Source organism: Inquilinus sp. 2KB_23 (assembly GCF_052115705.1).
Classification (GTDB): domain Bacteria; phylum Pseudomonadota; class Alphaproteobacteria; order DSM-16000; family Inquilinaceae; genus Inquilinus; species Inquilinus ginsengisoli_A.
The window spans coordinates 92,078-104,412 of sequence record NZ_JBFRHF010000002.1; the positions used below are offsets into that span (position 1 = coordinate 92,078).

Below are 12,335 nucleotides of genomic sequence, written 5' to 3' on the forward strand. Positions count from 1 at the left end.
GACACCCATGACTGCCCTCACCCTGTCCGCCTCCCGCCTTCTGGTCGGCACCCGCGCCGGGCTGATCGTCGTGATCGCCCTGCTGCTGCTGATGTTCGGGTTCGGCGCCGCCCTGTCGAGCCGCTTCGCCTCGATCGGCAACATCCTCAACATCTACGAGCAATCGGCCGGCCTGGCCCTGGTCAGCCTCGGCCAGACCGTCGTGATCCTGACCGGCGGCATCGACCTCGCGGTCGGGTCCCTGGTCAGCCTGACCTCGGTCCTGACCTCCGGCCTCATCAACGGCCATGCCGACCTGGTCTGGCCGGTGGTCGCGGGCGTCCTGGTCCTCGGCGCCGCAATCGGGGCCGTCAATGGCGGGCTGATCGTGGGCACCGGCGTGCACCCGCTGATCGTGACGCTGGGCACCGGCGCGGTGATCCAGGGCGTGACGCTGCTCTACACCCGCGGGCCGGCCGGCCGCGTCCCCGCCGGCTTCGACAGCTTCGCCTATGGCGTGCTGCCGGGCGGCATCTCGATCGGCGCCACCGTCGCGCTGCTGCTGTTCCTGCTCGTGTCGTTCCTGCTCAACCGGTCGCGGATGGGCCGCAGGGTCTATGCCGTCGGCGACGACCCCACGGCCGCCACGCTGATGGGCCTGCCCCGGCGCCGCATCATCGTCGCCGTCTATGCGGTCTCGGGCTTCTTCGCGGCGCTGACTGGCGTCTACCTGGTCAGCCGGTTCGGCGTCGGCCAGCCCTATTCGGGCGCCAACTACACGCTGACCTCCATCACCCCGGTGGTGGTCGGCGGCACCCTGCTCAGCGGCGGGCGCGGCGGCGTCATCGGCACCCTGTTCGGCGTCTATCTCGTGTCGATGCTTAACAACGTCCTCAACTTCATGGACGTCTCGACGCATCTCCAGCTCGTGATCCAGGGCCTGGTCGTCATCCTCGCGGTGTCGATCTACGTCGAGAAGCAGCGGGTGTTCCCATGACCGACGCCGCGAACGCCCTGCCGGGAAAGGCCGCCATGACTGCACTCGCCCCCGCCAACCGGGCCGCCGGGCGCGGACCGGCCCTGCTGTCGCGCTACGGCATCCACCTGTTCCTGGTGGTGCTGGTCGCGGCGTCGGGCGCCATCAGCCCGTCCTTCCTGTCGGGCGCCAACATCTCCAACATGCTGATGCAGCTCGCCCCGCTCGGCATCGTGGTGATCGGCCAGGCCTTCGTCATCCTGGTGCGGGGCCTCGACCTCTCGGTGGCATCGGTGATGGCGACCTCCGCCGTGGCGACCACCGCCTTCTCCGGCACCGATGCCGACGTGCCGTTCATCATCCTGGTCGCGATCCTGATCGGCATCGCCACCGGCCTGGCCAACGGCCTGCTGGTCACCAAGCGCAAGGTGTCGCCGTTCCTGGCCACGCTGGCCACCATGATCGTGCTGCAGGGCATCCGCTTCTTCTGGACCCAGGGCGCCCCGTCCGGAAACGTGCCGCCGCTGCTGCGGGCCGTGGGGTCGGGGACCGTGGCGGGCGTGCCCTTCAACCTGGTCATCATGATCGCGGTGGCGCTGGTCTTCGGCGTGCTGCTGCATCGCGCCGCCTTCGGCCGCAGGGTCTACATCACCGGCGGCAACCCGGTCACCGCCCGCCTGGTCGGCATCGCCGCCGACCGCGTCACCATCGCCGCCTATGTCATCTCCGGCGGCCTCGCGGCCGTCGCCGGCCTGGTCCTGTCCGGCTTCGTCGGGGTGGTCGACAACTTCGTCGGCCGCGGCTTCGAACTCGATTCCATCGTCGCCGCCGTCATGGGCGGGGTCGCGCTGACCGGCGGCCGCGGCGGCATCGGCGGCGCCCTGACCGGTGCGGCGATCCTGGTCGTCATCTCCAACGCCGTTCTGATGCTCGGCCTGCCGATCGAGCTGCAGATCATCATCAAGGGCGTCGTCATCATCCTGGCGGCCGCCGTCTATGTCCGGCGCAGCCGCTGAGCCCGACACACAGGAAGGGGAGCACCGCCCGATGTCCGGATCCGTCGCTGAGAAAACCGTGATCGTCACCGGCGCCGCCCGCGGGATCGGGGCGGCCATCGCCCGGCGCCTGGCCGCCGAAGGGGCCGGTGTCGTGGTCGCCGATCTCGACCCGACCGGCGCCGAGACCGTCGCCGCCGCCATTCGCGGCCAGGGCGGCCGGGCTGAAGCCTTGGCGGTCGATGTCACCGACCGGTCGTCGGTCCGCGCCCTGATCGGACGGACGGTCGGGGTCTTCGGCCGGCTCGACGTGATGTTCAACAATGCCGGGATCAGCCAGACCTGCCCGTTCCTCGACGTCACCGAGGCCGATTTCGAACGGATCATGAAGGTCAACGGCCTCGGCGTCCTGATCGGCACGCAGGAGGCGGCGCGCGCCATGATCGCCCAAGGTGGCAGCGGCAAGCGGGGCGGCGGCAAGATCATCAACACCGCCTCGATCGCGGGCAAGCAGGGCTATCCGCTGTTCGCACATTACTGCGCCTCGAAATTCGCCGTGGTCGCGCTGACCCAGGCGGCCGCCCGGGCGCTGGCGGAGCACCGGATCACGGTCAACTGCTTCGGCCCGGGCGTCGTCCGCACCGAACTCTGGCAGCAGCTCGACCGTGAGTTCATGGGCCTCGGCATCACCGAGAAGCCGGAACAGGCCATCGACGAATTCTCCAAGTCGATCCTGCTCGGCCGGCCCTCGACACCCGACGACATCACCGGCGTCACCAGCTTTCTGGCGTCCGATGCCTCCGACTACATGACCGGCCAGACGGTCATGATCGACGGCGGCATGGTTCTGATCTGAGGAGGACGGTCATGGCGCGGCTTGCGAACAAGATCTGCATCGTCACCGGCGGCGGCACCGGGATCGGCGAGGCGACATGCCATCGCTTCGCCGAGGAAGGCGCGCGCGTCGCGGTGTTCGACGTCAACGAGACCGACGGCCGGGAGACGGCGGAGGCGATCCGGGCGAAGGGCGGCGATGCGATCTTCCACCGGGTCGATGTCGCCGAGGAAGGCGACGTCGCCGCCGGGGTCGCGGCTGTGGTCGAGCGCTTCGGCCGGCTGGACGTGCTGGTCAACAACGCCGCGATCACCGGCGTGAACAAATTCGCGCATGAGGTCAGCGTCGAGGAATGGGACCGGATCTTCGCGGTCAATGTCCGCGGCGTGTTCCTGTGCACCAAGCATGCGGTGCCGCACATGATGGCGGCCCGGGCCGGGTCGATCGTCAATTTCTCGTCGATCTACGGCCTGATCGGCAATGACGACCTGCCGCCCTACCACGCCACCAAGGGCGCCGTGCTGGCGATGACCAAGACCGATGCGGTCTGCTATGCGCGCCACGGCATCCGCGTCAACGCGGTCCATCCCGGATCGACCAAGACGCCGTTGTTCATGAAGGCCGGCGAAACCTATCCCGGCGGCCTCGACCACTACATCGCGATGATGAAGGAGAAGCACCCGTTGACCCTCGGCGAGCCGGTCGACGTGGCGAATTGCGTGCTCTTTCTGGCCAGCGATGAAGCCCGCTTCGTCACCGGCTCCAGCCTGGTCTGCGACGGCGGCTACACCGCCCAGTAGGTCGATGGTTCCGACCCAGGAGATCCAAACACCATGAAAGCTATCCGCTACCACACCAAGCGGGATATCCGCGTCGAGGATGTGGCCGCCCCGTCCGACCGGCTGGCCGACGACCAGGTGCTGATCGAACCGCTGGTCTGCGGCATTTGCGGCACGGATTTGCACGAATATGTCGCCGGGCCGATCGTGACGCCGGCCCGGCCGCACGCCTATAGCGGGGCGGTGCTGCCCCAGATCCTGGGGCATGAGCTGTCGGCGCGGGTGCTCGATGTCGGGCGCGCGGTCACCACCGTCAAGGCCGGCGACCGGGTGTCGATCCAGCCCTTGATCTCGCCGCGCGACGACTATTACGGGCGCCGCGGCCTGTACCATCTCAGCGAGAAGATGGCCTGCGTCGGCCTGTCTTGGGCCTGGGGCGGCATGGGCGAGCGCGCGGTGGTCAACGCCTACAACGCCATTCCGGTGCCGGACACGGTCAGCGACATCCAGGCGGCGATGATCGAACCGGCGGCGGTGGCGCTCTATGCGGTCGACCGCGGCGGCATCCGCTCGGGCTCGACCGTGCTGGTCTCCGGCCTCGGCCCGATCGGCGCGCTGGTGCTGCTGGCGGCCAAGGCGTCCGGCGCGGCCCTGATCGTGGTCTCCGAACCCAACCCCAACCGCCGCGCCCTGGCGAAATCCCTGGTGCCCGAGGCGCATGTCCTCGACCCCCGCGCGGAGGATGTGCCGGCCTTCCTGCGCGCCCGCACCGAGGAGGGCGTCGGTGTCGACGTCGCGCTGGAATGCGTCGGCGCGGAGGCCTCGCTCAACATCTGCGCGGCAGCGGTACGGCGGCGCGGCACCGTCGTCCAGGTCGGCCTGCACATGCGCCCAGCACAGATCGACGCGATGCAATGGGCGCTGAAGGACATCACGGTCGAGGCGACCTGGTGCTATCCCACCACGATCTGGCCGCGGATCGCCGCGATGATCGGCGCCGGCATCTTCCCGGTCGAAAAGATCGTGACGGCGCAGATCGCGCCCGAGCGGGTCGTCGCCGACGGCTTCGAGGCGCTGCTCGACCCGTCCGGCCGGCACATGAAGATCCTGGTCGACATGAAGGCCTCGGCATGACCGGTCCCGCAGGCCACACGCTGGCGGGCCGGACCGCGGTCGTGACCGGCGCCGCGGGCGGCATCGGTCGCGCCGCCTGCCGGCATCTGGCGGCGCTGGGCGCGCTCGTGGTCGCCGCCGACCGGGATGACGCCGTCGCCGCGGTGGCCGACGAGATCGCCGCGGCCGGCGGCCGGGCCGACTGGATCGCCTTCGATGTCACAGACTCAACGTCGGTGGAGGCGGCCGCCCGCACGGTCGCGGATCGGCATGGCGGTACCCATGCGCTCTTCACCAATGCCGGCATCGCCTATGAGAAGCCGGCGGCCGACCACACCGACGACGACTGGCGGCGGGTGATGGCGGTCAATCTCGACGGCGCCTTCTGGACGGTCCGGGCCTTCGCCCGCGGCATGCTCGATCGCGGCGCGGGATCGATCGTCGTGACCTCCTCCATCGCCGGCGTCAAAGCGGTGCGGCCGGAGGTGCATGTCGGCTACGACGTGTCCAAGGCCGGCGTCGCCCATATGTGCCGCGTCCTCGGCGTCGAATGGGCGCGCCGGGGCGTCCGGGTCAACGCCGTCGGCCCCGGCTACACCGACACCGAGATGCTGGCCGAAGTGGGCCGCACCCGCCCCGAGGTGATGCGCCGCTGGCTCGACGACCAGCCGATCGGCCGCCTGGTGCGGCCCGACGAAATCGCCGCCGCCGTCGGCTTCCTGCTGTCGGACGCCGCCAGCGGCATCACCGGCCAGCTTCTGATGGTCGACGGCGGCTATTCCGCCGCCTGACCCCCCTTCTGCAAAGGACCATTCCCATGCATTTCATCGTGCACTGCCTCGACCACCCCGCAGCGGTCGAGGAGCGGCTCGCCCATTACGACGCGCACAAGGCCTATCTCGGCGCGGCACCGATCCGGATCGTGATCTCCGGACCCCTGCTGGCCGATGACGGCGAGACCATGATCGGCTCGCTCTTCCTGGTCGAGGCGGCCAGCAAGGCGGAGGTCGAGGCCTTCAATACGGCCGACCCGTTCAACCAGGCGGGGATCTGGCGTGAGATCCGCATCCATCCGTTCCTGAAGCGCATGGACAACCGCTGATGTCCGCCCTGTCGCAGCCGGTCCGCACCGCCATCGTCGGCCTCGGGTGGTGGGGCCGGAAGATGACCGACCTGGTCGCCGCCGGCGGCGCCGGCCTCCGGTTCGTCCTGGCCGTCGAACCGGACCCGAGCGGCGCCGAGTTCGCCGGCGCCCGCGGCATCCCGGTCGCCGCCTCGCTTGACGAGGCCTTGGCCGAGGCGGAGGTCGAGGCGGTGGTGCTCGCCACGCCGCATGCCCTGCACGAGGCCCAGATCGCGACCGCGGTCAAAGCCGGCAAGCATGTGTTCTGCGAGAAGCCGCTGGCCCTGACCAAGGCCGGGGCGGAGACGGCGGTGCGGCTGTGCCGCGACGCCGGCGTCGTGCTCGGCATGGGACATGAGCGGCGGTTCGAGCCGCCGATCGCTGCCATCCTGGCCGATGCTGCGGCCGGCCGGCTCGGGCGGCTGCTGCAGATCGAGGCGAATTTCAGCCACGACAAGTTCCTGACCCTCGATGCCGCCAACTGGCGGCTCCAGGCGAACCAGGCGCCGGCCGGCGGCATGACCGCCACCGGCATCCACCTGACCGACCTGGCGGTGAAGCTGATGGGCCCCGCGCGCGATGTTCGCGTGTCCTGCGAGCAGCTGGCCTCGGCGTTCCCGCAGGGCGACACGATGAGCGCCCATATCCGCTTCACCGGCGGCGGCACGGCTTATGTCTCGGCCACGCTGGCGACACCGTTCATCTCCCGCTTCGCCGTCTTCGGGACCAAGGGATGGGTCGAGGTCCGCGACAAGGCCCATGTCGAGGCGCCCGACGGCTGGGTCGTGACGCGCGGCGATGCCGGCGCCCCGATCGGGGTGGCCGAGACCGGCAAGGCGGAGCCGGTGCGCGACAACCTCGCCGCCTTCTCCCGTGCCGTCCGGGGCGAAGCGCCCTACCCCATCACCGGCGACGAGATGATCGCCAACATCGCGCTGCTGGAGGCGATCGTGCGTTCGGCCGCCACCGGGGCGGTCGAGGCCGTCGCTTGACCGCCGGCCGCAACCCTCAGGGAGGAACGCCATGAAGGGCCTGGTCTTCGAAGCGCCGGACCGGCCGGTGATCGCCGACATGCCGATGCCCGTCATCGCGGACACCGAGGTGCTGGTGCGCACCCGCACCATCGGCATCTGCCATTCCGATTACGAGCTGCTGGCCGGCCGCTACATCATTCCGATCTCCTACCCCGTCACGCCGGGCCATGAATGGTGCGGCGAGATCGTCGAGGTCGGTCGGTCGGCCAAGGGCTTCCGGCCGGGCGATCGCGTCGTCGGCGAATGCGTGGTGCGGACGCCGGAACGCCTGCATCATTTCGGCTTCTCCCTGAACGGGGCGGACCGGGAGTATTTCCCGGTCAATCCGGAATGGCTGCACAAGCTGCCCGACGCCGTCGACGACAAGCGCGGTGCGCTGATCGAACCGTTCACCTGCGGCTTCTACGCCGTGGCCCGATCCGGCGGCACCAACGCCAGCGAGACCGTGGTGGTCTCCGGCGGCGGAACCATCGGGCTGGTGTCGGCCGCCGCGGCGATCGGGATGGGCGCGCGCGTCATCGTCGTCGACCCGATCCGGACGCGCCGGGACGTCGCGCTGAAGCTGGGCGCCGACACGGTGATCGATCCGTCCGACGGCGGGGCCGCGGACCGGATCCGCGACCTGACGGGCGGCAGGGGCGCCGATCTGGTGATCGAGGCCGCCGGCCATGACGCGTCGCTGGCTGCCGCCTTCGATTACGCGCGGGAGGAGGGCCGGGTCTCGATGGTCGGCATCAGCATCGGCCGCAAGATCCCGGTCGATCTCGGCCTGATCCAGATGAAGAACCTGACGGTCAAGGGCTGCATCGGGTCGCCCGGCGTCTGGCCGGCGGCGATCCGCTTCCTGGAGCGCACCGGCCTCGACCTGTCGCCGATCCAGACCCATGATTTCCCGCTGTCCGCCGCCGTGGAGGCCTTTGAGCTCGGCAAGGATGCGCAGCGCTGCATCAAGGTCACCCTGACGAGCGCGGGATGAGGGGGCGCGATGCCCTGACCCGCGGCCGTCGGGCCCTGGGCGGCATCTGGTCGCTGTTGGTCGAATGCGGTGCCGCCTGGGCCGTGAGTCCGCCCATACCCATATCGGGCGGGCATTCCGAGGAGAGGATTGATGACGAACACCGCTTTGGTCGTGGGCACGACCGGGATCGTGGGCAGCGCCACGGCCCGGCTGCTGGTGGAGGGCGGCTGGACCGTGGCCGGGCTCGCGCGCAAGCCGACGGCGCAGGACGGCGTGGTCCCGGTCGCGGCCGACCTCTTGGATAGCGCGTCGCTGGGTGCCGCGCTGGAGCAGGTCCGGCCGAGCCATGTGTTCATGAGCATGTGGGCGCGGCAGGCGACCGAGGCGGAGAACATCCGGGTCAACAGCGCGATGGTGCGCCACCTGCTCGATGCGCTGCGGCCGGCCGGCACGGTGCGCCATGTCGCGCTGGTCACCGGCCTCAAGCACTATCTCGGGCCGTTCGAGGCCTATGGCAAGGGCAGCCTGCCCGCGACGCCCTTCCGCGAGGACCAGGGACGGCTGGACATCGAGAACTTCTACTACGCCCAGGAGGACGAGCTGTTCGCCGCCGCGGCGCGCGACGGATTCAGCTGGAGCGTGCATCGGCCGCACACCGTCATCGGCGAGGCGGTCGGCAACGCGATGAACATGGGCACGACCCTGGCGGTCTATGCGACCATCTGCCGGGAAACCGGCCGTCCGTTCCGCTTCCCGGGGTCGGCGGCGCAGTGGAACGGCCTGACCGACATGACGGATGCGCGGCTGCTGGCCCGCCATCTGCTGTGGGCGGCGACGACGCCCGCTGCGGCGAACCAGGCCTTCAACGTGGTGAATGGCGACGTCTTCCGCTGGAGCTGGATGTGGGGCCGCATCGCCGGCTGGTTCGGCCTCGAGGCCGCGCCGTTCGACGGCGACCTCCTGCCGCTGGAGACGCAGATGGCCGGCGACGCCGGGGTGTGGGCGGACATCGCCCGCCGCCACGGCCTCCGGGAAGCGCAGCTGGACCGCCTGGCCTCGCCCTGGCACACGGATGCGGATCTCGGCCGCCCGATCGAGGTCGTGACCGACATGTCGAAGAGCCGGCGCCTCGGCTTCACCGCATACCAGGCCACGGACGACGCCTTCTTCGCGCTGTTCCAATCCCTGCGCGACGGCCGCCTCATTCCCTGACGGCCCGGTCGGGTGGCGGCGGATTGACCGGGACAGGTTGATCCGCCGCCGCCACAACTGACGAACGGGGGAACTCATGCAAGGCGTCCCGGTTTGCGAAACTGAAAATTGCAGGGCCGTGCGGAGGCGTTGTCCGTGAAGTATGGATGTCCAGTTCAGAGCAACCGATAGATCCGGCGAACGTCTGCATAGGGTGCAGCCGGTCATCGGTTGACAGGCTCCCCAATCGTCGCGGAGCAGAGCCTCAGTGAAATTCTCCAACCATAGGCTCGAGTGCCGCCGGCAGATCCGCGCCACCGTCACGCTCTTCCAGCGCCCATGCTGCACCGCGGCCTCGAGCCGCGCCTTTGTTCATGGCAATACGCCAAAGCCAATATGGGGCTTGCGCATCGGCAAATTATCGATATCGTTATCAATATCGATAATCTAGTCCGAGAACGAGATGCTTGCCATCGCGCAGGACGGCATGCGGCCCGGCAAGAGCGCGGAGGTCTTCGACGGCCTCAAGCGCATGATCATGCTGGGCGAGGCCGCGCCCGGCCTCGCCCTGCTCGAGCTGGAGCTGGCGCAGCGCTTCCAGTGCAGCCAGGGCACGGTGCGCGAGGCGCTGCTGGCGCTGCAGGAGGAGGGGCTGGTCCATCGCCTGCCGCACAAGGGCACCCGCGTCGCCGAGTGCACCGAGGACGAGGCGGTCGAGATGTTCCGGCTGCGCCACGGCATCGAGACCCGCGGCATCGTTCACGCCCTGCGTCGCCCAGACCCTGCCCTGCTGCCGGACCTGACTGCCCTGATCGAGGGCATGGAGGCGAAGGCGCAGGCCGGCGACGAATACGGGCAGACCGAGCTGGACCGCGCCTTTCACCGCCGGCTGTTCCGGCCTGCCGGCCTGCCGGCGGTGGAGCCGCTGTTGCACCGCTGCATCCTGCACAACCACCGCTTCAAGATCACCCGCAGCAGCGAACGGCGTGATCTGACGGCCACGGCCCGGCGGCATTGGACCATCGTCCAGGCGCTGGCGGCGCGCGACGAGGCCGCGGCGGTTGCCGCCATCGGCCATCACATCGAAACCATCGTCGATGTCGGCCCGTCGATCTTCGGCGCGGCTGCGGAGGGGCGCACGGCATGACCGGCTTCGACCCAAGCGACGCGCCGAACCCCGAGATGGCGGCGATCATGGCCCGGCTGGCAGCCGAGGACGGGCATTTGCCGGACCCGACCACCCTGCCGCCCGCCGAAGGCCGGGCCCAGGCCGAGGCGGGCAACCACCGCTGGAACCGGGACCTGCCGCCGATGGAAACGGCGGAGCTGACGCTGCCCGGCGGCATCGCCCCCCGCCCGGCCCGGCTGTTCCGGCCGGCCTCGGCGCGCGGCGCGATCCTGTACATCCATGGCGGCGGCTGGGCCTTCTGCAGCCTCGACACCCATGACCGGTCGATGCGCTGCCTGGCCGAGGCGACGGGCATGGCCGTGATCGGTATCGACTACCGCCTGGCGCCGGAGCATCCCTATCCCGCCGGGCTGGACGATTCCGTGGTGGCCTGGCGGGCCCTGCCGGAGGTTCTGGCAGAGCATGGGCTCTCCGGTCCGATCGGCATTTCCGGCGATTCCGCCGGCGCCAACCTGGCGCTGGCCGTGATGCTGCAAGAACAGGCCGCCGGCCAAAGGTCACCGGACTTCGGGCTGTTGTTCTACGGCGTCTATGCCGTCGACCACGACACCGACTCCCACCAGCGCTTCGGGCCCGGCGGCTACGGGCTGACCACCGCCAAGATGATCCGGTACCGCGACTGGTATGTGCCCGATCCGGCGTCCTGGGCCCAGCCGGCGGTCTCTCCCCTGGCCGCCCCGGATGCCGCGCTGGGGGCGCTGCCGCCGCTCTACCTCAACGCCGCCGGGCTCGACCCGCTGCTCAGCGATACGCTGGCGCTCGGGGACCGGCTGCGGGCGCTCGGCCGGGCCGATCCGGTGCGGGTGCATCGCGGCGTCATCCACGGCTTCATGCAGATGACGAGCGCGCTGGCGGAGGCCCGAACGGCCTTCGCCGAAGCCGGCGGCTGGGTCCGCCGGTTCAACCAAAAAGCATAAACGGAGGAGGAAACGTCATGAGGAAGATGCGAGGCGCGGCCCTGGCCGTGTTGCTGGCGCTGGCCGCCGGGACGGCCCAGGCCGAGAGCACGGTCCGCTTCTGGTACCATTTCGACAATCCGGACAACCCGGTGGCCGATCTGGTCGCCAAGTTCGAGGCGGCCAATCCAGGCGTCAAGGTCGAGGCCGAGAACATCCCCTGGAACAGCTACTACGACAACCTCTACACCGCCATTGCCGGCGGCAATGCGCCGGATGCGGTGATGGTGAAGCTGTTCGCCCAGCCGCGGCTGGTGGAGATGGGGGCGCTGGAGCCGCTGGACGACCGGATCGCCGGCTGGGACGGCAAGGCCGACCTGCAGGACGACCTGCTGAAGATCAACGGCGGGCCGGACGGCAAGCAGTACTACCTGCCGGTCCAGTACGTCGTCTCCTACCTCTATTATCGCGTCGACCTGTTCGCCCAGGCCGGGTTGCAGCCACCGAAGACCTGCGAGGACTTCGCCAAGGCGGCCAAGGCCCTGACCCGCGACACCAATGGCGACGGCCAGCCGGATGTCTGGGGCTTCGGCTTCCGCGGCGGCAAGGGCGGTTACGACCATTGGGGACCCTTCGTGCTGTCGGCAGGTGCGAAGTTCGAGAAGGGCGGGCTGACCACGCCGCAGGTGATCGCCGCCAACACCTGGCTGGTCGATCTCTTCCGCGGCCAGAAGCTGTTCCCGCCCTCGGCCCCGAATGACGGATTCCAGGAGATCATCGCCGCCTTCCAGCAGGGCCGGACGGCGATGACGATCCACCACATCGGCTCCTCCGCCGGCATGGTGAAGGCGCTGGGCGACAAGGTCTCCGCCGTGCCGGTGCCGGAGTGCAACGGCGGCCGCTGGACCTCCTATGGCGACGAATCCCTCGCCGTGCTGTCCTCGGCCGAGGACAAGGACGCGGCCTGGAAGTGGATCGCCTTCCTGGCCAGCGGCGACGCCAATGTCGAGTTCAACAAGGCGACCGGCCAGCTGCCGGTGACCAAGAGCGGAGCCGCGAACTGGACACTGCACGAGAAGCGCTTCGTCGATGCGACGGTCCAGTCCCTGCCCTTCGCCCACAGCCTGCCGGCGGTCTCCCAGACCGCGGATTTCGTCAACACCGTGTGGCCGGCGGCAATGCAGCGGGCCCTGACCGGCGAGATCACGCCGGCGCGGATGATGCAGGAAATCGAGCAGCTCTACGCCCCGTGAGGCAAGGACGAGGC

General features: G+C 69.7%; 13 protein-coding genes. All 13 read left to right on the forward strand.

Going from position 1 to position 12,335, the window contains the following annotated elements; genetic code table 11:
* Positions 1-7 precede the first annotated feature (7 nt).
* Complete coding sequence (locus tag AB4112_RS02675) at positions 8-976, forward strand: ABC transporter permease (RefSeq protein ID WP_441716988.1); 969 nt, start codon at positions 8-10, stop codon at positions 974-976.
* Entirely contained in the window at positions 973-1,971 is a 999-nt protein-coding gene (locus AB4112_RS02680; RefSeq protein ID WP_441716989.1) for an ABC transporter permease, read from the forward strand. The genes AB4112_RS02675 and AB4112_RS02680 overlap by 4 nt, the downstream gene beginning before the upstream one ends.
* Before the next feature lie 31 nt (positions 1,972-2,002).
* Positions 2,003-2,806 (forward strand): glucose 1-dehydrogenase, encoded by an 804-nt coding sequence (locus AB4112_RS02685; protein WP_441716990.1) that lies wholly within the window; start codon positions 2,003-2,005, stop codon positions 2,804-2,806.
* An 11-nt stretch (positions 2,807-2,817) separates the two neighbouring features.
* The gene (locus AB4112_RS02690) at positions 2,818-3,585 is read left to right on the forward strand and encodes an SDR family NAD(P)-dependent oxidoreductase (protein WP_441716991.1); all 768 of its coding nucleotides are present in this window, start codon (positions 2,818-2,820) and stop codon (positions 3,583-3,585) included.
* Positions 3,586-3,618: 33 nt separating this feature from the next.
* Positions 3,619-4,698, forward strand: a complete 1,080-nt coding sequence (locus tag AB4112_RS02695; RefSeq protein ID WP_441716992.1) for a 2,3-butanediol dehydrogenase — start codon at positions 3,619-3,621, stop codon at positions 4,696-4,698.
* Positions 4,695-5,468 carry an SDR family NAD(P)-dependent oxidoreductase gene (locus AB4112_RS02700; RefSeq protein ID WP_309795572.1) on the forward strand — a complete coding sequence of 258 codons (774 nt, stop codon included), beginning with the start codon at positions 4,695-4,697 and terminating at the stop codon, positions 5,466-5,468. Before AB4112_RS02695 ends, AB4112_RS02700 begins: the two co-directional genes overlap by 4 nt.
* A 26-nt stretch (positions 5,469-5,494) precedes the next feature.
* Positions 5,495-5,779 (forward strand): YciI family protein, encoded by a 285-nt coding sequence (locus tag AB4112_RS02705; RefSeq protein ID WP_309795570.1) that lies wholly within the window; start codon positions 5,495-5,497, stop codon positions 5,777-5,779.
* On the forward strand, positions 5,779-6,792 hold the full coding sequence (locus AB4112_RS02710) for a Gfo/Idh/MocA family protein (RefSeq protein ID WP_441716993.1): 1,014 nt from the start codon (positions 5,779-5,781) through the stop codon (positions 6,790-6,792). The genes AB4112_RS02705 and AB4112_RS02710 overlap by 1 nt, the downstream gene beginning before the upstream one ends.
* 31 nt (positions 6,793-6,823) lie before the next feature.
* Positions 6,824-7,810, forward strand: coding sequence for a zinc-dependent alcohol dehydrogenase (locus tag AB4112_RS02715; RefSeq protein ID WP_309795566.1), 987 nt, complete (start codon positions 6,824-6,826; stop codon positions 7,808-7,810).
* A gap of 132 nt (positions 7,811-7,942) precedes the next feature.
* On the forward strand, positions 7,943-9,004 hold the full coding sequence (locus tag AB4112_RS02720; RefSeq protein WP_309795564.1) for an SDR family oxidoreductase: 1,062 nt from the start codon (positions 7,943-7,945) through the stop codon (positions 9,002-9,004).
* 442 nt (positions 9,005-9,446) lie between these two features.
* Positions 9,447-10,130, forward strand: a complete 684-nt coding sequence (locus AB4112_RS02725; protein ID WP_309795562.1) for a GntR family transcriptional regulator — start codon at positions 9,447-9,449, stop codon at positions 10,128-10,130.
* On the forward strand, positions 10,127-11,089 hold the full coding sequence (locus AB4112_RS02730; protein WP_309795560.1) for an alpha/beta hydrolase fold domain-containing protein: 963 nt from the start codon (positions 10,127-10,129) through the stop codon (positions 11,087-11,089). Before AB4112_RS02725 ends, AB4112_RS02730 begins: the two co-directional genes overlap by 4 nt.
* Before the next feature lie 17 nt (positions 11,090-11,106).
* A complete protein-coding gene (locus tag AB4112_RS02735; protein WP_309795559.1) occupies positions 11,107-12,321 on the forward strand; it encodes an ABC transporter substrate-binding protein in 1,215 nt (404 codons plus the stop codon).
* Positions 12,322-12,335: the final 14 nt, after the last annotated feature.

Bases quoted from the DNA above. Each gene is read 5' to 3' on its own strand.
- AB4112_RS02675 (WP_441716988.1), top strand. From the start codon at position 8: ATGACTGCCCTCACCCTGTCCGCCTCCCGCCTTCTGGTCGGCACCCGC.
- AB4112_RS02680 (WP_441716989.1), top strand. From the start codon at position 973: ATGACCGACGCCGCGAACGCCCTGCCGGGAAAGGCCGCCATGACTGCA.
- AB4112_RS02685 (WP_441716990.1), top strand. From the start codon at position 2,003: ATGTCCGGATCCGTCGCTGAGAAAACCGTGATCGTCACCGGCGCCGCC.
- AB4112_RS02690 (WP_441716991.1), top strand. From the start codon at position 2,818: ATGGCGCGGCTTGCGAACAAGATCTGCATCGTCACCGGCGGCGGCACC.
- AB4112_RS02695 (WP_441716992.1), top strand. From the start codon at position 3,619: ATGAAAGCTATCCGCTACCACACCAAGCGGGATATCCGCGTCGAGGAT.
- AB4112_RS02700 (WP_309795572.1), top strand. From the start codon at position 4,695: ATGACCGGTCCCGCAGGCCACACGCTGGCGGGCCGGACCGCGGTCGTG.
- AB4112_RS02705 (WP_309795570.1), top strand. From the start codon at position 5,495: ATGCATTTCATCGTGCACTGCCTCGACCACCCCGCAGCGGTCGAGGAG.
- AB4112_RS02710 (WP_441716993.1), top strand. From the start codon at position 5,779: ATGTCCGCCCTGTCGCAGCCGGTCCGCACCGCCATCGTCGGCCTCGGG.
- AB4112_RS02715 (WP_309795566.1), top strand. From the start codon at position 6,824: ATGAAGGGCCTGGTCTTCGAAGCGCCGGACCGGCCGGTGATCGCCGAC.
- AB4112_RS02720 (WP_309795564.1), top strand. From the start codon at position 7,943: ATGACGAACACCGCTTTGGTCGTGGGCACGACCGGGATCGTGGGCAGC.
- AB4112_RS02725 (WP_309795562.1), top strand. From the start codon at position 9,447: ATGCTTGCCATCGCGCAGGACGGCATGCGGCCCGGCAAGAGCGCGGAG.
- AB4112_RS02730 (WP_309795560.1), top strand. From the start codon at position 10,127: ATGACCGGCTTCGACCCAAGCGACGCGCCGAACCCCGAGATGGCGGCG.
- AB4112_RS02735 (WP_309795559.1), top strand. From the start codon at position 11,107: ATGAGGAAGATGCGAGGCGCGGCCCTGGCCGTGTTGCTGGCGCTGGCC.